15 protein-coding genes are annotated in these 20,319 nt (G+C 59.7%); 2 read left to right on the top strand and 13 right to left on the bottom strand.

The features are described from left to right. Positions 1 to 7: 7 nt before the first annotated feature. Entirely contained in the window at positions 8 to 871 is an 864-nt protein-coding gene (locus tag GIW69_RS00560) for an HlyD family secretion protein (protein ID WP_236480212.1), read from the top strand. Between the two features lie 16 nt (positions 872 to 887). On the opposite strand, the gene GIW69_RS00555 is transcribed toward GIW69_RS00560, so the two are convergent. From GIW69_RS00555 to GIW69_RS00545, 3 genes are all read right to left on the bottom strand, one after another. Continuing rightward, entirely contained in the window at positions 888 to 2,174 is a 1,287-nt protein-coding gene (locus GIW69_RS00555) for a delta-60 repeat domain-containing protein (protein WP_236480211.1), read from the bottom strand. Positions 2,175 to 2,395: 221 nt separating this feature from the next. Further along, the gene (locus GIW69_RS00550; protein ID WP_236480210.1) at positions 2,396 to 3,220 is read right to left on the bottom strand and encodes an SDR family oxidoreductase; all 825 of its coding nucleotides are present in this window, start codon (positions 3,218 to 3,220) and stop codon (positions 2,396 to 2,398) included. A gap of 35 nt (positions 3,221 to 3,255) precedes the next feature. Next, entirely contained in the window at positions 3,256 to 3,720 is a 465-nt protein-coding gene (locus GIW69_RS00545) for a multidrug transporter (RefSeq protein WP_236480209.1), read from the bottom strand. A gap of 178 nt (positions 3,721 to 3,898) precedes the next feature. Here GIW69_RS00545 and GIW69_RS00540 point away from each other — a divergent pair, with 178 nt between their 5' ends. After that, on the top strand, positions 3,899 to 6,748 hold the full coding sequence (locus GIW69_RS00540) for an RHS repeat-associated core domain-containing protein (protein ID WP_236480208.1): 2,850 nt from the start codon (positions 3,899 to 3,901) through the stop codon (positions 6,746 to 6,748). 82 nt (positions 6,749 to 6,830) lie between these two features. Here GIW69_RS00540 and GIW69_RS00535 read toward each other — a convergent pair whose 3' ends face one another. The 10 genes from GIW69_RS00535 to GIW69_RS00490 all read right to left on the bottom strand — a co-directional run bounded on the left by GIW69_RS00535 (position 6,831) and on the right by GIW69_RS00490 (position 20,302). Beyond that, positions 6,831 to 8,282 carry a mannose-1-phosphate guanylyltransferase/mannose-6-phosphate isomerase gene (locus GIW69_RS00535; protein ID WP_236480207.1) on the bottom strand — a complete coding sequence of 484 codons (1,452 nt, stop codon included), beginning with the start codon at positions 8,280 to 8,282 and terminating at the stop codon, positions 6,831 to 6,833. A 97-nt stretch (positions 8,283 to 8,379) separates the two neighbouring features. After that, the gene (locus GIW69_RS00530) at positions 8,380 to 9,036 is read right to left on the bottom strand and encodes an alginate O-acetyltransferase AlgF (protein ID WP_236480206.1); all 657 of its coding nucleotides are present in this window, start codon (positions 9,034 to 9,036) and stop codon (positions 8,380 to 8,382) included. 14 nt (positions 9,037 to 9,050) lie between these two features. Next, positions 9,051 to 10,226 carry an alginate O-acetyltransferase gene (locus GIW69_RS00525; RefSeq protein ID WP_236480205.1) on the bottom strand — a complete coding sequence of 392 codons (1,176 nt, stop codon included), beginning with the start codon at positions 10,224 to 10,226 and terminating at the stop codon, positions 9,051 to 9,053. Between the two features lie 10 nt (positions 10,227 to 10,236). Then, positions 10,237 to 11,802 carry an MBOAT family O-acyltransferase gene (locus tag GIW69_RS00520; protein ID WP_236480204.1) on the bottom strand — a complete coding sequence of 522 codons (1,566 nt, stop codon included), beginning with the start codon at positions 11,800 to 11,802 and terminating at the stop codon, positions 10,237 to 10,239. 135 nt (positions 11,803 to 11,937) lie between these two features. Then, the gene (locus GIW69_RS00515) at positions 11,938 to 13,062 is read right to left on the bottom strand and encodes a mannuronate-specific alginate lyase (protein ID WP_236480203.1); all 1,125 of its coding nucleotides are present in this window, start codon (positions 13,060 to 13,062) and stop codon (positions 11,938 to 11,940) included. Positions 13,063 to 13,070: 8 nt separating this feature from the next. Next, positions 13,071 to 14,522, bottom strand: a complete 1,452-nt coding sequence (locus tag GIW69_RS00510; RefSeq protein WP_236480202.1) for an alginate O-acetyltransferase — start codon at positions 14,520 to 14,522, stop codon at positions 13,071 to 13,073. A 10-nt stretch (positions 14,523 to 14,532) separates the two neighbouring features. Continuing rightward, positions 14,533 to 16,104 (bottom strand): mannuronan 5-epimerase AlgG, encoded by a 1,572-nt coding sequence (gene algG, locus GIW69_RS00505; protein ID WP_236480201.1) that lies wholly within the window; start codon positions 16,102 to 16,104, stop codon positions 14,533 to 14,535. Between the two features lie 26 nt (positions 16,105 to 16,130). Then, positions 16,131 to 17,618, bottom strand: coding sequence for an alginate export family protein (locus tag GIW69_RS00500; protein ID WP_236480200.1), 1,488 nt, complete (start codon positions 17,616 to 17,618; stop codon positions 16,131 to 16,133). Beyond that, positions 17,615 to 19,123, bottom strand: a complete 1,509-nt coding sequence (algK, locus tag GIW69_RS00495; RefSeq protein ID WP_236480199.1) for an alginate biosynthesis TPR repeat lipoprotein AlgK — start codon at positions 19,121 to 19,123, stop codon at positions 17,615 to 17,617. Before algK ends, GIW69_RS00500 begins: the two co-directional genes overlap by 4 nt. A gap of 9 nt (positions 19,124 to 19,132) precedes the next feature. After that, positions 19,133 to 20,302, bottom strand: coding sequence for an alginate biosynthesis protein Alg44 (locus GIW69_RS00490; RefSeq protein ID WP_236480198.1), 1,170 nt, complete (start codon positions 20,300 to 20,302; stop codon positions 19,133 to 19,135). Positions 20,303 to 20,319 lie beyond the last annotated feature (17 nt).

Below are 20,319 nucleotides of genomic sequence, written 5' to 3'. Positions count from 1 at the left end.
CGTTCTGATGAAAAAGTTTTTCAGCCTGCTCGCGACCCTGCTGGTGCTGGCCCTGGCATTGTGGATCGGCCGAACTTTGTGGGTGCATTACATGGACACCCCGTGGACCCGCGACGGTCGCGTGCGCGCGGACATCATCAACGTCGCGGCAGACGTCACCGGTGAAGTGGTCGAAGTGCCGGTGCGCGACAACCAGCTGGTGAAGAAGGGCGATCTGCTGATGCGCATCGACCCTGAGCATTATCGCCTCGCGGTCAAACAGGCGCAGTCGATGGTCGCGTCACGCAAGGCCACCTGGGAGATGCGCAAGGTCAACGCCCATCGCCGCGCCGATCTGGACAACCTGGTGATCTCCAGGGAGAACCGTGACGACGCCAGCAACATCGCCGACTCGGCCCTGGCTGACTATCAACATGCCCAGGCACAACTGGAAGCCGCCGAACTCAACCTCAAACGCACCGAAGTGCGCGCGGCGGTAGACGGTTACGTGACCAATCTGAATGTCCATCGCGGCGATTACGCGCGCATCGGCGAAGCGAAAATGGCCGTCGTCGACATGAACTCGTTCTGGGTCTACGGCTTCTTCGAAGAAACCAAACTGCCCCACGTAAAAGTCGGCGACAAGGCCGATATGCAACTGATGAGCGGCGAAGTGCTCAAGGGCCATGTGGAAAGCATTTCACGCGGCATCTACGACCGCGACAACCCCGAAAGCCGCGAGCTGATCGCCGACGTCAATCCAACCTTCAACTGGGTGCGCCTGGCGCAACGCGTGCCGGTGCGCATTCACATCGATGAAGTGCCCGAGGGCGTGCTGTTGGCGGCGGGGATTACGTGCACGGTGGTGGTGACGCAATCTCCGGCGCGTTAGCGGAACCTTTGAGGCATCATGCAAGGTAATTGATCAGCTTGCCGGTCGATCCTCCTCCAACGCCGGTGGTATTGCCTGTCCACATGAATGTGTTGTCCACCCGCGCTGAAAGAATGATCGGCTGTTGTGAGGATTCGGTGTCTTCCGACACGAAACCGCCATCGCCGAATCCATCATCGACGCTACCGTCATCCATCCAGCGGGAAATGTAGATGTAATGGCGGCCCGTGGAGGTAATAACCTTTCCATCGGTTTGTACCAGACCGCAAATCCAGGCGTTGTCTATTTCGGGATGATACTTGGCCACATGAGGTTTGCCGTTGTTGAACGCCGGATCCTCGGAGCCATTGGTCGTAATGCCGACTAACAACCCCAGAGTACTTGGATGGTTTTGAGAGCCGGCTTGTCCGATGCCAATGAAGCCACGGGACGTGGCGACCAGGTCGTTGAATCGGGTCACTTGGTCTTCAAGGCCGACGCTGTAATAACCCGGTGAATTGCGGCGGCCGAAACTGACATCGAGAATACCTTGGCTATCGAAGCGTGCGATGACCGCTGTCTCGCGCGCTGGCTGAAAGAATCCATGACCCGCCACGACGATTTTTCCATCCGGTTGTGAAAGGCACGCCGTGATGGCGGTAGCTGCATTCGGATCTTGCACTTTAAAGTCCAGGCGACCCGTTTGATTGAAAGTAAGATCCAGCCTGCCATTGAGCTCGATGCGCAAAAGGCAGCCGGTGGTTTGGGTGTAATGATCAAAATCGTAATAGGTCGTGGAAACAAGCAGCTTTCCATCGGACTGCTGTACGACTCTGGACAAATCTGGCATGCAAAGCTCATTGCCTTTGTTTTCGATGACGAGATGCCCTTGATCGGCGAACGTCGTATCCAGGGTGTAATCGCTGGAATAGCAGGCCATCGCCAAATGTGGAATCGGCTCCGGTCCCTGATAAGTGAAGCGGACACCGAGCATCAATAGGCGTCCATCTGCAAGTCGCAGAAGTCTGCCTCCCCCATGACTCTCTCCGCCCGGAAATCGATCGGTTATTAATCCTCCGTTGGCGAAATTAATGTCCAGGTTTCCAGTAGGGCTAAACCGTGCCAATCCGTAAACAGTGTGGGCATCCGATATTTGCAAATTCACGCTCAGCAGGATCTTGTTGTCAGGGAGCACCAGAGAGCCCTTGATCAGGCGGACGGGAAGGTCATCAGGCCAAGGAAGCTTGCTCAGCGTAACTTCACCATCAGTGCCAAATGTGGTGTCGCGATCGCCCGCGTGGCTTGGGGATTTCTTGATATCCATAAACACCTCTGGATGACGTAAGAACCGTTGGGTATTCATCCGGGTTGCACGAGGTGACCTGAGATGCAGCCATGCACGTTCCAGCTCCGGCTGCGTCGGAGTCTGGAATTCAGAGGGTGGGGTGTCTACTGTCAGAGTTGACAGGTAGAGGCGGTTTACAGACAGACGGTCGTGAGCGTTGGCCTCTGTTTACTTCGGTCAGCGCTCACATCCCAGGCAACTCAAAGCTGTCCGCGCAATCCGAAGCGCTTCATCAACACTGACTCAAGAATGCCTTTGGGCAACAACGTCGCCAGCAACGGCAATGCCCGGCTGCCGTTACCAATGCGCAGCATCCTCGGCGGCTTGCTCTGCCGCACTGCTTTGAACAATTCAGCCGCAAACTCACTGGCCGGCGTCGGTTTGTCCTGCGAAGCCTTGGCCCTTGCGCGAATACCTTCACGCAACGGAAACCATGGCGATTGTTCGCTAATCAACTGCTCGGCCTCATGCCCGGCGTTTTTGGCGAAGCTTGATTCGATGGCGCCGGGCTGAACTTCCATCACCCGAATGCCGAACGGCGCCAGTTCCATGCGCAGCGCGTCGCTCAGGGCATGGACGGCGGCTTTCGAGGCGCAATAGGCGCCGGCGAACGGGGTGACGAGGACGCCGGAAACGCTGCCGATGTTCACCACCAGGCCCTTCGCCCGGCGCAGTACCGGAAATAGCGCACGGGTGACGCCGACAATCGAAAACACGTTGGTTTCGAACTGTCTCTGCATCGCCGACACCCCGCCATCGAGCAACGGCCCCATGGCACCGTAACCGGCGTTGTTGATCAATACGTCGAGGCCGCCGCGCTCTTGGTTGATGCGCTCGGCCAACTGTTCCAGCGCTTGCGCATTGTTGACGTCAAGTTGCACGGCGATAAACCCGGCGGCGCTCAGCGTGGCGACGTCTTCAGCCTTGCGCGCGCTGGCCCAGACTTCATAACCGGCGGATTTGAAAACATCGGCGAGGGCGCGGCCGATGCCGCTGGAGCATCCAGTGATTAACGCAACGGGCATGGCGCATTCCTTGTGCGAAACAGTGGGAGAGGCAATCAGTCGGAGAAACTACCCTGCAATCGTTCGGCGCGGAATTCCAGGGTTTGCGGGCGGTAACCGGGGCGTAGCGGCGGCATCGGCAAGCAGTCTTGCCAGTTGCCGCCGGCCTGCAATTCGCCGGGGCCACGATAGCGCGGGGCCGAGTATTGATTGTCGGCGAGATTGACGGTGTCACCGGGCGCATAGGCCGCGATGCGCCAACGCAACTCGGTCAGCGGCACGCTGTTACCGTTGTTCATGGTCAGCCGTAGCGGACGATCCGCCGGACATTGTTCTGGCGCATAGATGATGCGCAATTCAAGGCGCGCCAGTTGCTTGACCTCGCGGTTATCCAGCCACACAACCCACATCGCCACCAATCCCAGCCCGATAGCGGCGGCTACCGAGACAGGCAATGCCTTGGCCGGGTACCGCAACAGCAGGATCAACCAGGTGATGACCAGCAGGATGCCGATGAACATGAATGAGCGCTCCAAAAAGACCTGGCCCCCATCCTACCGAAGGGCCGCAGGAATAGACATTCGCCCTGCACGCGAACCCGCCGTTGGTCGGTACTGTAATTTCTGACAGTAGCCACATCGGAGCCTGTCCTTTAGAAGTCAGGTGTCGATCACACCGAGCTGACGAGCGCGACATGACATGACACTGCACCACAAGACACCGGCATTGACCGCCACCGATCCACGTGGTTTGGCGATTCGTACAATCGCCTATTGGCGTTGCGTGGAAAGCGCGCCCGTCGAGAGCCGGGTCGAGCGCAGCGTCCATGACGCAGCGGGGCGGGTGGTCGAGCATTGGGATGCGCGTTTGTGGGCGTTGCAAGCGTCTGACCCGCAGACACCGGCAAATCTTCGCAGTGTTTATTCCCTGACCGGTCAGGTCGTGCAAACGGTCAGCGTCGATGCCGGCACGCAAATCGAGCTGCGCGGTCCTGGTGCTGAAATCCTGTGGGGATGGGACAGCCGTGAAATCGCCCGCGAGGTTGCCCATGACGTCCTGGTACGGCCGATAGCGATATTTGAAGCAGGCGCGGGCGAACCCAGGCAATGCGTTGAGCGTTTGACTTATGGGCGGCCTGGCGCGGGCGATCCGCTGCATAACCAGCTTGGGCAATTGATCCGCCATGATGACCCGGCAGGCAGTCTGTTGCTCGACGGGTTTTCGCTCAACGCACAATGCACCGAGAGCACCCGCCATTTCACCCTTGATCCGGTAATGCCGGACTGGCCGGAGGCTGTGGTGGATCGTCAGCGCTTGCTGGAACCAGGCCCCGGCGCGTCTTCGCGCTGGCGGTTTGGAGCGTTGGGCCATGTGCTGGAGCAAAGCGATGCGCGTGGTAATCGCCATGCATTCAGGCTGACTGTCGAGGGTCGAACACAGGCGAGCCGTTTGCTGTTGCGCGGGCAAACCGTCGAGCAGTGGCTGGTCGGCGATATCGCTTATGACGCTGACGGTCATGTCGAATTCGAACGCGCCGGTAACGGGGTTCGGACCCGTCTGGCTTATCGCCCCGAGGACGGACGCTTGATGGCTCGACACACAGAAGATGCCAACGGCCGGATCCTTCAGCATTTGCTCTACGGTTACGATCCGATGGGGAACGTGCTGAGCATCGAGGATCAGGCGCAGCCGATCCGTTACTTCGCCAACCAGCGCATCGATCCGATCAGGCAATTCGGCTACGACAGCCTTTATCAACTGATTGAAGCGAGCGGCTGGGAAGCGGGCACGCCATTCCAGGGGCCGGAATCCGTCAGCCGCTCGAATCCGGCGGCGGTCAGCAATTACCGGCAAACCTATCATTACGATGTCGCCGGCAATTTGCTGGAACTGGTGCATGTCGGCGCCCAGCAGCATGGTCACCGGATGAAGGCGGCGCGCTACAACAATCGCTGCTTGCCGTATCGCAATGGTTTGCCGCCCACCGAAGAGGAGATTGCGGCGGGATTCGATGCGCGGGGCAATCTGCTGATCCTGGATCCGGGGCGGCAATTGCTGTGGAATCTGCGCAACCAGTTGCAGTCGGTCAGCCCGGTGGAGCGTGACCAGGAGGTGTGCCTCTATGACGGCGCGGGGCAGCGGGTGCGCAAGATCCGCTCGTTACGAACCCGTGCCCGTACCGTTGTGGCCGACGTGCGTTATTTGCCCGGGCTGGAATTACGCACCCATAACGGCACCGGCGAAATCCTCGAAGTCGTCATTGGGCAGACCAGTCTTAACAGTGTGCGATTGCTGCACTGGGAAAGCCCGCCGCCCTCGGGCATCAATGATCGCTACCGCTATGCCCACACCGATCATCTGGGCTCGGTGTGTCTGGAGCTGACAGCGGATGCGCGGATCATCAGCGACGAACATTTTTATCCCTTCGGCGAGACGGCCATTCTGGCCGGGGCCGATACGGTCGAGGTCAGCTACAAGGTTGTGCGCTATTCGGGGAAGGAGCGCGATGCGACCGGGCTGTATTACTACGGTTACCGTTTCTACATCCCTTGGCTGCAACGTTGGGTCAATGCCGATCCCAACGGTTTCATCGACGGCCCGAACCTGTTCCGGATGGTGGGTAACTCGCCCATTGGCCATGTGGACAGAGACGGTGGCGTGAAGGTCGACGCTTCAGCGTTGACTGACAGCGTGTCGAAGCAGCAGACGCTCTTGAGTACTGTGGACAGAACTGCTTCGGACATGCGCGATGCACTGCTCAATCATGTCTATCCGCAACAGCGATTTCGCGCCCTCGCAAGACGTGTCACTACTCAACTCGTCGGCAACAGCATCATCGCCGGTGGCAAGGCGTTGGGCGGGGCGGGCGGAAGTGCCGTAGGCGGCTTGTTCGGGCCGGCAGGCGTGGCGACAGGCGCAATGATCGGCCAGCACCTTGGCGAAAAAGCGGCCGATTCGCTGGTATCCAGGGTGATCGACACCTATCGGCTGGATCGTGCGATCAACTTCAAAGGAACTGAAATGAATCCGAAGGCACTGGTGGAAAGTGTCGAACCGAAAAAATCGATGAGCCTGACCACTTTGGGGCACGACTTGTCCGCGTATGACCCCCGTCATCCTGAGGGGCGGTCGCTTCTTGTCGGGAAAGTCGGTAAAGCGCTGGCTGACAAAGCGGTTGAAAAAGTCGCCGACAAATTGGGCGCGCAGGCGCCGGGTCTGATCAAGACAGGCGTCGAGTTTTATCGCGCCAGACGAGGGCTGAACGCGACAGCATTGAGCGAAGCCTTCGAGCAGACACCGGTGGTGATCGACATGCTGGAATTCAGGATGCAGGCGATCGCATTAGAGTTCGCCGGATCCGGCGCAATGGATCCGCAGGTGTTCGAAGACATCGCGCAACTGTCGCTGCAAACACCCTCGGTGATTGAAAAACTCAAGCGCAATCAAGACACCGTCGCGTTGGTTGCACCTACCCCCTACGCGGGGCGCCACCAATCGCTCAGGGCTCGAACCCGAGCCACTGCCCCCCGGCAGGTTTCAATGGGTTGAGACGAAAAAAAGCACCCGCCCAACCCGCTGCGGATGGGGGATCGCAGCGGGCTGGACGGGGGCTTCTTGTGTTGCCGGACGCTTACTGCGCGATGGTTTTCACCGACACGCCGCGCTCGATCGGCGTGGAGCGACCGTAGATATCTTCGAAACGCTCGATATCGTCTTCGCCCAGGTAGCTGCCCGATTGCACTTCGATGATTTCCAGCGGGATCTTGCCCGGGTTACGCAGGCGATGCACCGAGGCGATCGGGATGTAGGTCGACTGGTTTTCGCACAGCAGGAACACGTTTTCATCGCAGGTCACTTCGGCAGTGCCGCTGACGACGATCCAGTGCTCGGCGCGGTGGTGGTGCATTTGCAGCGACAGGCACGCACCCGGCTTGACCGAGATGTGCTTGACCTGGAAACGCCCGCCCATGTCCACCGAGTCGTAGGAACCCCACGGACGGTAAACTTCGCAGTGGTTCTGGGTTTCGCTGCGGCCCTGCTCGTTGAGCGTGTTGACCATCTGCTTGACGCCCTGAACCTTGTCCTTGTGGGCGATCATCATGGCGTCCTTGGTTTCGACCACCACGATGTTTTCCAGACCGATCACCGACACCAGTTTGCCGTTACCGTGGATCATGCAGTTTTTGCTGTCCTGCACAACGACGTCGCCCTTGGTGACGTTGCCATTGGCGTCTTTTTCATTGACTTCCCATAGCGACGACCAGCAGCCGACATCGCTCCAGCCGGCGGTCAGCGGCACCACGCAGGCGCGCTGGGTTTTTTCCATCACTGAGTAGTCGATGGAATTGTCCGGGCAGCAGGCGAAAGTGGCTTCGTCGAAGGTGATGGTGTCCGGGTCCTGTTCGCTGCGCTCAAGGGTCAGCAGGCAGGTGTCGTAGATGTCCGGATCGTGCTTTTTCAGCTCTTCGAGGAAACGGCTGGCGCGGAACAGGAACATGCCGCTGTTCCAGTAGTAGCCGCCGGATTCGACGTATTCGGTGGCACGCTTCACGTCAGGTTTTTCGACGAAGTGCGAGACGCGGCTGACGCCTTCGGGCAGCAGCGAATCGTTCGCCGACTTGATGTAACCGTAACCGGTTTCCGGTTTGGTGGCCGGTACGCCGAACAGCACCATCTCGCCGTTTTCAGCAGCGACAGTGGCCAGGGCCAGCGCACGTTGCAGGGCTTTCTGGTCTTCGAGCACGTGGTCGGCCGGCAGCACCAGCATCAGTTCATCACGGCCTTCATTGACCAGCATCATCGCAGTCAGAGCCACGGCCGGCGCGGTGTTGCGACCGAACGGTTCCATCAGGATGCGCTGCACTTCCAGCTTACGGCTGGCCAACTGCTCGTTGACGATGAAGCGGTGATCCTTGTTGCAGACCACGATCGGCGTGTCCATGCCTTCGAACACGAGGCGCTCGAGGGTTTGCTGGAACAGCGTGTGTTCGCCGGTCAGGGCGAGGAATTGTTTAGGGAACTGTTTACGGGAAAGCGGCCAAAGACGTGAGCCGCTACCACCTGACAAGATCACCGGAATCATATTGTTACTCCTAATAAATGCAGTTGGGAGCTACAAGCTGCAAGCAGCGAGTTAGAAGCGCTTGCAGCTTGTGGCTTGTAGCTGATAGCTCGCGCGTTTAGCGCGTCGACACTGGGCGTTTTACCCAGACTGGCGACAGGCTGCTGCCGCTGCCGGTGACGTACAGCACTGCTGCTTCACCGCGCTCCAGGGCGACCGGTTTGACGTCGCCGACTTTCTTGTCGCCTTCGTACAGCGCCAGGCTGACTTTGACCGGGTTGATTTCACGCTCGCCACGGCCTTTGGCGGCCACGGTCTTGACCACTTCGGTCTTGCCGTCGGCAGTTTTCAGGGTCAGCGGTTTGTCGCTGAGGTTTTGCACGCGTACCAGGGATTTCTGCTTGTTCTTGAACGGCGGCTCTTCGATCAGTTGCGGCGCGCCGGAAGCGTTGTTGACCAGGGTGTAGTAGTGATCACCGGCAAGTTTTACCGGCAGGGTCTGGCTGCCGACCTTGGCGCTGTAATCGCCGCCCGGCATGAAGCTGAAGTCGCTGCTGGCCAGTGGCGCAACGTCGCTCAGGCTGGTGCTGCCGACGGTGGCGCTGACTTCAGCGTTACTGGCGTTGTAGACACGCACGAAGGTCGAGCCTTTCGGTGCTGTCGGGCCGTACAGGGCGGCGTCGCCACCGGCAAATGCAGCTACGGAAAGCACGCTGAGGCCAGCAACCAGAGCGAAGCTTTTAGCGAGACGACGAGGAGTAGTAGTGAAAGTCATGGTGTACCTCTCTTTCAGTTTTGCGCCCGGTCGGGCGTCTCGGATTTAGTGTTTACAGCTACGTTTTGTTGGCGTGCGCCGGCTTGTTTGAGCTCTGCGACCCACTGCGGGTCGGCGTCACCGATTTCGTTGTTCACAGGCAGATATCGTTCAGGAAACTCCCAGATCAGCACTTGTGGCGGGCTGTTCTTGAAGTCGTCACTTTTCAGGTAGCTGAGCATCGGCAGAATCGGGCCATGGCCGTCTTCGGCGTAATTGACCACGTCGCTGTGCAGCGCTTGTTTCAGCGCACCGACGAAATTCCAGTTGGGGTTGGCGCTGTAGCTGGTGCCGATCAACGCAACCGGTACTTCGCTGTTGGCGAACAACGCATCGTCCCCGGCAGGCTGATCGCCAGCCGCCACGGTGTTGCGTTTTTGCAGCGGCTCCGGATTCGGCATCATGTTTTCAAACAGCGGGTCGAGCGGCAGGAACAGACGCAGGTCGCCCTTGTGCGTGATCTTCTCCGCTGGCGTGGTAACGAAGCGCTGTGGTTCGCCGCTGAGCGGAGATTTGTCGGCGATGGTCTTGGCCAGGGCATTGGCGGCGATTTCCGCGCCTTCCGGCGTCCAGTGCGTGTCGGTGCGCAGGAACACTTGCTGACCGTTCTGCTTGGCCTGTTGCAGCGGCTGCAGCAGGTCAGGGGCAAGGATCTTGTCCGCCGCGACGCGCTGGTGGAAATCCTGATAAAGGTTGGCGTGGATGCTCGACGGTTTCACTTCACCCAGATGTTCCGGGTACAAACGAGCCTTGGCCGGCACAATCGCCATCACCAGTTTCACGCCTTTGTCTTTCAGGGTCTGGCGCACACCTTCGACCAGTGCGTAGTTGCCTTGCAGGTTCAGCTCTTCGTTGACGATCGGGTTGAATTCCTCGTCGCTGTACAACCACTGATCGCGACCGAGTACCACGCCCGGACGACCTTCGTTGAACAGCTTGAAATCCAGCGCGGCCCAGAGGTTGGTACCCAGACGCTTGATCGGAAACTCGTCGTCGTAGTGCGTTTCCACGGCTTTGGTCCAGCGACCGTTGAGCACCGTGGCATCGGCATTGGTGCTGAAGCCGAAGAAGCTGCGCACCGACCACAGGCCAAGCACCGCGAGCGTCACCAGAAACAGCGCGATGTAGAAAATGCGTAATGAGCGGGTCATGTCAGATCCCTCAGAACTGGAAGTAAAGGAACGGCGAGAAGCTTTGCGCCGAGAGTTTGAGAATCGAGGCGATGAACAGCAGCAGGATCAGGCCGCGCATCACGTAGCGGGACCAGTCCGCTGTCCAGTAGGCCGGTTGCACCTGGGCTTCGACGCCGACGGTGTAGCCAGGTTCATGGATGCTCGCCGGGTTTTCACCAGGAGCGGCTTTGATCATTCCCGGGGTCGCCGTCGCAGGGCCGTTGGCCTCAACATCGACTTCAGGTTTGGTCTTGGCTGGCGGCTGGTTGGTGTACAGATCGCGCAGGCCGAAGAACGCCAATGTTGCGTACGCAACGACGAGGGTCGCCACTTGCAGACCGGTAAGGCTGGCCTGATTGAGTTCCGACAGCGACCACTCGCCGAAGCTGAACATCGCGCCGTACATGCGGCCGGCGACGTGCAGGTTCTCTGCGCGGAAGATCACCCAGCCCATCACCACCAGCAGGAACGTCAGTGCCCAACGGATCGGATTGAGGCTGCGTGGCGACGTATTCAGCCCCAAGGCTTTTTCAATCGCCAGCCACATGCCGTGCCAGGCGCCCCAGATGATGTAAGTGATGTTCGCGCCGTGCCACAGACCGCCGAGCAGCATGGTCAGGAACAGGTTGCGATAGGTCATCAGCGTGCCTTTACGGTTACCGCCGAGGGTGATGTAGAGGTAGTCACGCAGCCAGGTCGACAGGCTGATGTGCCAGCGGCGCCAGAACTCGGTGATCGACTGGCTGATGTACGGCTGCTTGAAGTTTTCCATGAAGCGGAAACCCATCATCAAGCCCAGGCCGATGGCCATGTCGCTGTAACCGGAGAAGTCGAAATACAGCTGCGCGGTGTAGGCCAATGCGCCGAGCCAGGCATCGCCCGTGGTCGGGTTTTGCAGGGCAAAGCAGTGGTCGGCAACCACCGCCAGGGTGTCGGCGATAAAGACTTTCTTGATGAAACCCTGCATGAACCGCGTGCAGCCCTCGGAGAACTTGTCGAGGGTGTGCGTGCGGTTGTTGAACTGGTCGGCCAAGTCACGGAAACGCAGCACCGGGCCGGCAATCAGGTGCGGAAAGATCGCCACGAACGCTGCGAAGTCGATCAGGTTACGGGTGGCCGGGGTGTCGCCGCGATACACATCGATGATGTAGCTGATGGACTCGAAGATGTAGAACGAGATACCGATCGGCAACAGCACGTGGGTCAGGATGAACGGCTCAAGACCGACCGACGTCATCATCGTGTTGATGCTGTCGACGCCGAAGTTGGCGTACTTGAAATAGCCGAGGATGCACAGGTCGACGGCCACGCCGAGCAGCAGCCAGCGCTGGGCCGGTTTGGTGCGCACACCGGCGGCACCGACTTTCAGGCCGATCCAGTAATTCCACAAGGTGACGGCGGCGAACAACGCCAGGAAGTCCACCCGCCACCACGCATAGAACACGTAGCTGGCGATCAGCAGCAGCAGATTGCGATAGCGTTGCCCGCTCAAGTAGTACAAGCCGAGAAAGATCGGCAAGAACAGAAACAGGAACACGTTGGATGAAAATACCATCCCGATCTCTCCATGTTTGAATCAACAGTCAAGGGCCAAAGCCCCCCCAAACCCCCCGTGGTATTGGAGGGGTGAAACGGTGTTTTTGTCAGAGTGTGTGATCGTTCCCACGCTCTGCGTGGGAACGATCAGCGACTAACTGCCTTTGTTACCTTTTTCACGCGAAGGGTCGTAGACCTTGGTCAGATCCCCGCCGAGGCGGAAGGTCTTGAACGGTTGCATGTCGTGCTTTTTCTCCAGGACATCCGCCGGGCAGGTGTAAAGGGAGCAGAACGGCTCAAGCCAGGCCCATTTCATGTCCTTCTTGAGGTCGGTCATGTCCTGTTTCTTGCCGTTCTTCTCTTCAAATTCGTCCGGGTCTTTTGCCCCGGCGAGAACGCGATCGCCCAGGCGCTTCAGCGCGCCGTTGTTTTCCTGACGCAGATCCACACCGTTGACCTGAGCGAAACTGGCGATCATCGCCAGCGGCGGCAGGGCATAGTTGTGGTAGGCGAGGGCGCGTTGCTGGCGCTTGAGTTCGTTCGGCAGGTAACCGTCGGCATCGACTTGATTGACGCCGACCTTGTATTCCTTCACCGCCCAGTCAAACAGGTCGCGGCGGTTGGTAGCGACGGACGTCGCCATCACCGACCAGGCGGCCCAGTACGAGTGGTTGTTGGTTTTTTCCAGCGGCAGGTTGTCCCAGTCGCTGATGACCTGCTCGGCCATCTTGCTAAACCATGCTTCGATCTGCTGCGCTTGCTGCGGGTGTTGATCCAGCGGATGCGAGTCGGAGAACTTCAGGTGAATGTACGAAGACGCCATGCTGCCCAGCGCCCATTTGCGCATCGATTTGCCGGTGTGGTTGAAGTCTTTCGACATCAACGCATCGGCCTTCGCCCACGCGGTCAGCCAGTTGAGCGTGCACTCAAGCTGTTCCGGACGACCGTCGCGCATGTACTGCATGACGCGCTTGGCGGTGCCGCGTTCCAGCGTGGTGATGTCTTTGGTGGTCTCGCGAAAGGCTTTTTCCGACTGCTTGTTCAGCGTCGAGCGAGCCTTGTCCGAGCCTTCGTATTTGCTGCGAAATTGCAGCGGGCCGGTGTACGGCGTCGGCATCGCGTCGCAGCCTTCGCTTTTGTCGCCGGTCTTGAATTTATCCACAGGCGCGAAATAACCCTGGGGTGGACGCAGTGGCGCGGCGGCCTGGGTCGCTCCGGCGAACATCGCCAGAGTGAGCAGGGATGGCGCGAGCCAATGTTTGATCGTTCGATTTCGCATAGCAGACCTCATTGCCCGGCCTGAGCGGTTTGTTGCCCAGCGCCCGGGAATACGTTGCGTTTGCAGATTTTCGCTTCGACTTTCTGAGGCGCGGCACCCGCTTCGGGACCCTGGACTTCGACCGCCAGCAGGTTTTGCGAGCCCCAGTCTTCGTCAGTGCGCAGCTCAAAGGCGAAACGACCGTCGGTGTCGGAGGTTTCCGGTTTATCGATCTTGATGTCCTCGTGGCGACCGTTCATGTACCAGAGGGTGGCTTGCAGGGTTTTCACCGAGGTGTCGGCGAAACGGATGTCGACCTGATGGTTGGCGTTTTGCAGGTTCATGTTCTTGCTGTTGACCATCAGCTCTTGCTTGGTGCCCGGCTTCAGGGTGGCGCTGCCGGTCATTTGTGCATCTTTGCCTTCGCAGCCGTTGTCGAGCAGGGCCATCATCTGGCGATAGATGGTTTCCTGGTCGAGGCGATACAGTGGCGAGAATTCCCAGATGAGAATTTTCGGTGGGGTCTTCTGGAATTCGTCGCTGCCCAGGTACTGCAACATCGAGCCTTCCAGGCCGCCGCCGGGGAAGGCGACATTGAGAATGTCGGCACCGATGGCCTCTTGGAGGAAGCCGGCGAAGTTATAGTTCTTGCCGCTGTGGGACGTACCGACCAACGTGATTTGTGGGTTGCCGGAATCGCCGAACAGGTCGCCGTCTCCCGCCTCGCCTTTCGGTTCGGTGGTGAACTGATCCATGTACTGAATTGCGTAACTGGTGCCGCAGAGTTGCCCGGCCATGTTGTGCAAAGTGCCGGTCTTGCCCATGCGTCCAGACTTCTTGGTCTCGAATTCACGCTTGGGAATGTCGGCGAAGGCGGGAATCTGCTTGACCTTCTCGGCGACGATTTTGGCTGTGCGCTGAGCGCCGTATGGCGTCCAGTGCTGGTCACCGCGAAAGTAGAAGTCGTGGGCGGGCAGGGTGTCGGGCAACGATTCGTTGGTCAGCGGCGACAAGTCCGGCACTACGTAACCCATCTTGGCAAAACGGCCGAGCATGGTTTTGTAATTGCCCAGTGCCTTGTCGAAATCGAACGAGGCTTTCTCTTGCGGGTTGAGCTTGTTGCGGTTCACCAGGCCACGGGTCGGCTGGTACACGATGACCAGTTCGACGCCTTTGGCCTTGAACGCATCGTGCAACTGTTGCATGCGTTTGTAGCCGGCCGGCGTGGTGTTGAATTCAGTGCGCAGGTCTTCCTGAGTCCGGAACAGCCAGTCGCCTTGCGCCTGCACCAACGTGGTGAAGTTTTGCTGATAACGCGTGGTGTAATTCTTCGCGTCATGGGCAGCGGGGCACAGGCTGCAGCAAGGCTCGGCCGTGAATTTCGGTGCCTGGATTTCATCGGCACGGGCGCCGTTGCTGGCCGCCAGAATGCCCACGGTCAGGGCCGACAGGCTGAGTAATTTGATCAAGTGTGGGTGCATAAAATTATCCTCAGTCCTGCAATTCGGTCTGGCGTTCGACAGGGTCGATCAGCACGGCTTTCTGCTGGCGCACCAGCAAGTCGAGAATTTCATCCTGGCGCTCGCCGAGGATGCCGTTGAAGCTGATGCCGCTGGATTTGGTCGGCGCCAGCATCGACACGCGATACAGCTCGACACTCAAGGGCGAGTCGATGGACAGCGGGCCGCTGCCGTTCGCCGCCAGTTCACCGCCCACCACGATCAGCGACACCTGGGCGTCGAACGGGTCGAGCTCGATGTCACGGTCGGTGTCGGTCAGGTCCTTGATGTGCCCGTAGACACCGGTCAGGCCGTTGGCCACGGCGATGTTTTCGTAGAGGCGAATGTTCACGCTGTTACGAATACGGATGCCGTGGCGCTTGTTGCTGATGACCTTGTTGCCCCACAGCAGATTGTCGGCAGACTCGTAGAGGGTGATGCCGTCGGTGTGGTTCTTGTAGATCTCGTTGTAGGCGATGATGTTGTTGACGCTGTTACGGTCGATCACCAGGCCCGAGAGTTTGTTGTCGTAGCTTTTGTTGTTGAAGATGAAGCTGTCGTCCACCTCGCGGGAAATAATGATCCCGTGTTTCTTCTTCGTACCGTAAACGGTGTTCTCGGCAATGATCAGACCGTGGGATCGGTCATGCGGGTCGATGCCGTAGACGATGTTGTCTTTGTAGGTGCTGCCCTTGACCACGAAGTCGCGCGTCTCGTAGCAGTAGAAGCCGTACCACATGTCCGAGAACTCGGAACCGACGATCCAGCCGGTCGGCTCGGGGCGCTTGAGCACTTTGGCCATGTTCGGCGTGTACTGGGAAATACTCACGCCGTACGACTTACTGTTGGCGTAGCCGAAGCTCGCCATTTTGCTGTTAACGATGTAAGTCTGGGTGCCGCCCCAGGCCAGCAGGAACGGCCGGAATTCCTTCGGCGAACGGAAGGTGGCCGGGCCGTTTTCCTTCTCGCGCCATCCCGTGACTTTGGTGTCGCGCACGAACAACTGACCGTCGTTGACCAGGAACGAACCGGCCTCTTGGGACAGGCGCAACTCTTGCGTCTGGCCGTCGATTTCGAGGATGCCTTTTTCGCCGACCACGATCGGCAGTTTCGCCAGATACACGCCCGGCGACGTCTCGCTGAAATACTGCTTGGGCAGTTTTTTCGCCAGATCCTTGAGGTTCATATAACCGTCGTCGACGAAGATCGCCTGCGGGATACCGTGCTGACGCACCACCCACTCGGCCATTTTGTTGTCGCCGCCGATGAAGTCCTTCAGGGCGTTTTCCTGCATCATCCGGCGCACGCTGACCTTGCCCGGTTTGCTGCGCACGATTTTCGCGGCGGCGGCTTCGGCGGTGTAGCCGGAGAGGTCGGGCAGTGTCGGTGCCGCCAGTTGCAGCACGTCGGTCGGCGCGCTACTGACGGTGTAGGTTTTCGCTTGCTGCAGTTCTTTGGCGGTGGTCGCAGGCTTCGCCGGTTCCACGTTGGCGAAGGCGCTCGCGCTGGCCAGCAACATTGCGCCGGCCAGCAGGCTGATCGAGCCTATCCTCGTACTCTTCATGTCGGGCACTCCCTTCGCGGTTTGCATCAGAAGCGCCAGATCACGTCGACGAACGCGCGGTGCATGTACGAATCGACCTGGCTGCCGTAGGCATCGCCCGGCTTGAACACACCGCCACGGAACCGCACCAGCGCCGAAGGCTCGTCGATCGACTGGCTCAACGCCGCCGGTAACAGGCCTTGCTTGAAGTACTTGGTGACCACCAGATCCATCTCCTGACCCAGATCCTTGCGGCCGTCTTCAAGCGGCAGCGAGGTGCTGGACAGAATGGCGCCGGTGACATCGTCGGTGTTGTTTTCCACGGCGTTGATACCGTTGCTGCCGACCGGCTTATTGCCGTCCACGCGCCAGAACTTGTGGTAGATCAGGCTGGCGTCGTATTCGTCGTTGAGCATCCACGAACCGAACAGGGTGGCGGTCTGCATGTTGTTCATTTCGCCACGGAACGCTTCGCCGAAACGGTGAACCCGCGAGCGAGTGCCGGTGTAGTTCGAGCGGTTGCTTTCCAGACCGTTCTGTTCGTAATCGGCGCTGGCACGGGCGTAAGCCGCACCCACTTGCCACTGCGGATCGAGGCGCAGGCGCACGCCCAGATCAGTAGCCCAGCCGTCGACGTTGTCGCTGCGCTTGGCCTGGGCCGGCGCGGTGCCGTCAGCATTCAGCGGGTTGACCGTGTCACGGTCGCCGCTCATGCCGGTGATGCTGCCCCAATAGTTGACGGTGTTGGTGTTGCGCCAGTTGTAGGCATCGCTGTCGGCGGTCAGGCCGATCCAGCTGATGTCGCCATTTTCGGTTTTATCGAGCGAATCGCGGGGTACGCCCGGCTCCGAATAATCGAGCTTGCCGTCATCGTGAGTGTGATGACCACGGATGCCGACCCACTGGCCCGGCGTCCACTGATACGCGGCGTCGGCGTAGGCGTGCAGGCGATCCTTGTCTTTCGGCGCCAGCTCCTTGAGGTCGGTGCGGTATTCGCTGAAGCGTTCGGCGACACCGGCGTTGGCACGCAGCAGGGTTGTGTCGAACGTCCAGTTCAGCGCTTCGATGTTGGTGTCGCGCCATTGGCCGTCGTCATTGCGCAGGCGCTGGCGGCCGAACTTGAGCATCTCGCCCGGGTACGGCGTCAGGCCGCTGTAGCCGACCCAGAACTCGCGCATCGCCAAATAGTTTTTCTTGGTCTTGCGGTCACCGCTGTCGGTGCTTTGGGTGCCGTCGCTGTCGGACTGTTGCAGGGTGTCGGTTTCGATGATGTCGGTCGAGGTGACAGCCTGGCCCATGGCGTAGGCGCTCCACGCGCCGCTTTCGCCATAGACCCAAGGACGCAGGTCGAGGCCGACACCGTTGACGTCGCCGCCACTGGCGGTGCCAAGGTCACGGTCGTCTTCAGACTGGCCGGTGATTTTCACGTCGAGACCGAAGTTTTTCGATTCAGTCATCGCAGCCAATGTCGGGCAAGACCACAACAGGGCGAAGGTGAGGCCAATGCCGGCCTTCACGAATGGGTTGAGCTTCATAATTTTTCCTCGCCGTCTTCTTCTTGCAGGGCGTGCAGTTGCAGCGTGTTCTGATTCAGGGCGCCACGGCTGGCTTGCTCCTGTTGCAACAAACGCTGGGCTTCGGCCAGGCGCTCGGGCGGCAATTGCGCGGCCAGTGTGGTCGCCAGTTCATCGGCTTGCGGGGTGTTTTGCGCCTTGGCCAATTGGCTGAATACATAGGCGTTCAACGGATCAGGCTTGGTGCCCTTGCCTTGGGAAAACAGTTGCGCGATGGCGAAGTCGGCGCTGTTCTGGCCGTTGCGCGCAGCGGTCAGCAGATGGTCGAGGGCTTTCTGTGGATAGACCTTGCCGAGGTAGCCACGGCGATAAATCTGACCGAGGTAGTAATCGGCGGCGACTTCACGGCCGACGGCTTTCTGGAAGTGTTCCTCGGCGACTTTCGCATCGGCCGGCACCATTTTCCCTTCGTAGTAGAGCTTGCCCAGTAACAGCTCGGCGCGCGGCTGGTCGGCGGCGCGGCCGTTGTCCAGGTACTTCATCATCTGGTCGATGTCGCCCAGTTCCGGGAAGTCGTAAAGCAACTGCGCAAGGCTGACCCACGCCGCCGGGTAACCCGGTGCGATGGGCTCAAGCAGCGACTGCGCGGTTTTTTCGTCGGTCTTGCCAAGGGTCGGATCGGCCAGCACACGAGCGACAGAATCCACACGTTGCGCGGTGACGGTGCCACGGCTGTAACCGGCTTGCATCTGCTTGATCAGCTCGGCTTGTTGCTCCGGCTGAGCGCGTTTCTGGTACACAGTGGCCAGTTCGACGTAGCAGATATCGGTGGTGTTGATCGCGGCTTTGCAGATCTTTTCCACGTCATCCAGGTGCTGGTCGTAGGTGCCTTGCGTGCGATAGAGCAGCACTTGCGCCAGGCCCGCTTCCGGGTAACCGGCGGTGCGCCATTGATCGATTTGCTGCTGCGCGTTGATGTTCGGGAAGCTGTGTGGGTATTGCAGGTACAGCATTGCCAGCGGGATCAACGTATTGCCTTGGCCACTGGCGGCGGCTTTTTTCAGCAGGCTTTCGGCTTCGTGATGCTCGGCCTCGGTGGAACCGGGCTTGGCGACGAGCAGACGACCGAGACGGGCCTGGGCGCGCGGCGAAACACTGGCCGCTGCGCGATAAGTCGCTTCGGCCTGTTTCATCTGCGCCGGGTCACGGCTGTCGACCTGGATATCGGCGAGGCCGACTTGCGCTTCGCTGTAACCCAGATCGGCCAATTGCTGATAATTCTGCGCAGCGGTGGCGGTGTCGCCCCGCTTCAGCGCTTCGTTGGCCAGACGCTGGTCAGGCAGACCGGCGCAACCGGCGAGGCTGACTGCCAGCGCCAATGCACACACAGATCCTTTGTGGGAGCTGGGTTGCCAGCGATTCAGACGACTCGGTGTTTCAGCTAGACCACATTGATCCGATCGCTGGCAAGCCAGCTCCCACAGGGATCGTGGTGTTCTGAAAAGACGGGTGATATTCACAGGCATGTCCTCGACTTAAAGGCCGGCAGCCATGGCTTTGTCGATCAGCCAGTTCACGTTCGGGCCGCGGTCGCTGTTCACTTCCACCGGGCGGCCGGCGAACTTACTGTCCAGCGGCTCGTCAGGCTGGATCTGCACGCGGATATCGGAAGACAGGTCAGCGCTCTTCAGACTGGTGCTGCTGACGATCTTGCCGGTGCGGGTCTTGTCTTCGCCGGCGATCTGGAAGCTGACCGTGGTGCCCGGACGCACGTCGCCGAACTGGCGATAGGTGAAGCGCGCATCTACGGTGGCCTGGGTGTTGCGCGGCACCAATTGGAAGATCACGTCGCCCTTGCTCGCGTATTGACCGTCGGCCACCAGTTGCTGGGCCACGGTGCAATCGCAAGGGGAGGTCAGGGTGCCAGTCATTTGCTTGCCGAACAGTTCTTCAACCTTGGCCGGTTGCAACTGATCTTCTTCCAAATGCCCCTTGAGCACGTCGAGCATGCTGGTGCTGAACGTCGCCAGCGGTGCGCCTTTGGCTGCCACGCCGTCGGATTTCACCAGGCTCTGCACGGTGCCGTCGCGCGGCATGGTGATGTTCATGCCCGGGACGCTGACGATGCCGGCTTCGGCGTGGCTGACGAAGTACATGCCGTAGACCGATTTGAAAATGAAGCCCGCCGCCACCAGGCCGACCGCGAAGATACCGGCGCTGAATGTCACCGCTTTCAGACGCCCGAACGCGGTCATGCCATTGTCGCCGTCCTTGATTTTGCGTGCCTTGGTGAAGTTGTCGCGCTGCAAGGTTGCCAGCACTTCGCCGATGCTGACGATGTCGCCGGCCAGGTGCGAAGTGATCAGGTGACGCAGGGTCGAGATGTCCTGTGGTTCCAGATTCTGGAACTGGCAACCGACGCGGCCGGTCGGGCGGTCATAGGAGCGAACCTGCAACTCGACGTCCATGGCCAGGCCAAGATTGTCGATGACGAATTGCAGGCGCGCCTTGTACACCTCACCCACGGTCAGCGGCATCTGGCCGGCGTTGAATGCCAGGCCACCGGCGGACAGGTCGAGCACCCGCGCTTCGACCGGTGTCCGGTCAGGGCCGAAAAAGCGCAGCTTGGCCGGGATTTTCACTCGGGCGTGTTGGCGCTGGGCTTCGGATTCATGCACTACGTTGGCGTTCACGGCGGTATTCATAGGGGCGATTTCCTTGT

The sequence above is a fragment of the Pseudomonas syringae genome (genome assembly GCF_021605415.1).
GTDB classification, from domain to species: domain Bacteria; phylum Pseudomonadota; class Gammaproteobacteria; order Pseudomonadales; family Pseudomonadaceae; genus Aquipseudomonas; species Aquipseudomonas syringae_S.
Note: the sequence above shows the minus strand (reverse complement) of the source record. Positions and strands in the feature narration are given on the sequence as shown.

Excerpts from the sequence above, each read along its gene's own strand:
- GIW69_RS00560 (WP_236480212.1), top strand. The coding sequence starts at position 8 with ATGAAAAAGTTTTTCAGCCTGCTCGCGACCCTGCTGGTGCTGGCCCTG.
- GIW69_RS00555 (WP_236480211.1), bottom strand. The coding sequence starts at position 2,174 with ATGGATATCAAGAAATCCCCAAGCCACGCGGGCGATCGCGACACCACA.
- GIW69_RS00550 (WP_236480210.1), bottom strand. The coding sequence starts at position 3,220 with ATGCCCGTTGCGTTAATCACTGGATGCTCCAGCGGCATCGGCCGCGCC.
- GIW69_RS00545 (WP_236480209.1), bottom strand. The coding sequence starts at position 3,720 with ATGTTCATCGGCATCCTGCTGGTCATCACCTGGTTGATCCTGCTGTTG.
- GIW69_RS00540 (WP_236480208.1), top strand. The coding sequence starts at position 3,899 with ATGACACTGCACCACAAGACACCGGCATTGACCGCCACCGATCCACGT.
- GIW69_RS00535 (WP_236480207.1), bottom strand. The coding sequence starts at position 8,282 with ATGATTCCGGTGATCTTGTCAGGTGGTAGCGGCTCACGTCTTTGGCCG.
- GIW69_RS00530 (WP_236480206.1), bottom strand. The coding sequence starts at position 9,036 with ATGACTTTCACTACTACTCCTCGTCGTCTCGCTAAAAGCTTCGCTCTG.
- GIW69_RS00525 (WP_236480205.1), bottom strand. The coding sequence starts at position 10,226 with ATGACCCGCTCATTACGCATTTTCTACATCGCGCTGTTTCTGGTGACG.
- GIW69_RS00520 (WP_236480204.1), bottom strand. The coding sequence starts at position 11,802 with ATGGTATTTTCATCCAACGTGTTCCTGTTTCTGTTCTTGCCGATCTTT.
- GIW69_RS00515 (WP_236480203.1), bottom strand. The coding sequence starts at position 13,062 with ATGCGAAATCGAACGATCAAACATTGGCTCGCGCCATCCCTGCTCACT.
- GIW69_RS00510 (WP_236480202.1), bottom strand. The coding sequence starts at position 14,522 with ATGCACCCACACTTGATCAAATTACTCAGCCTGTCGGCCCTGACCGTG.
- algG (WP_236480201.1), bottom strand. The coding sequence starts at position 16,104 with ATGAAGAGTACGAGGATAGGCTCGATCAGCCTGCTGGCCGGCGCAATG.
- GIW69_RS00500 (WP_236480200.1), bottom strand. The coding sequence starts at position 17,618 with ATGAAGCTCAACCCATTCGTGAAGGCCGGCATTGGCCTCACCTTCGCC.
- algK (WP_236480199.1), bottom strand. The coding sequence starts at position 19,123 with ATGCCTGTGAATATCACCCGTCTTTTCAGAACACCACGATCCCTGTGG.
- GIW69_RS00490 (WP_236480198.1), bottom strand. The coding sequence starts at position 20,302 with ATGAATACCGCCGTGAACGCCAACGTAGTGCATGAATCCGAAGCCCAG.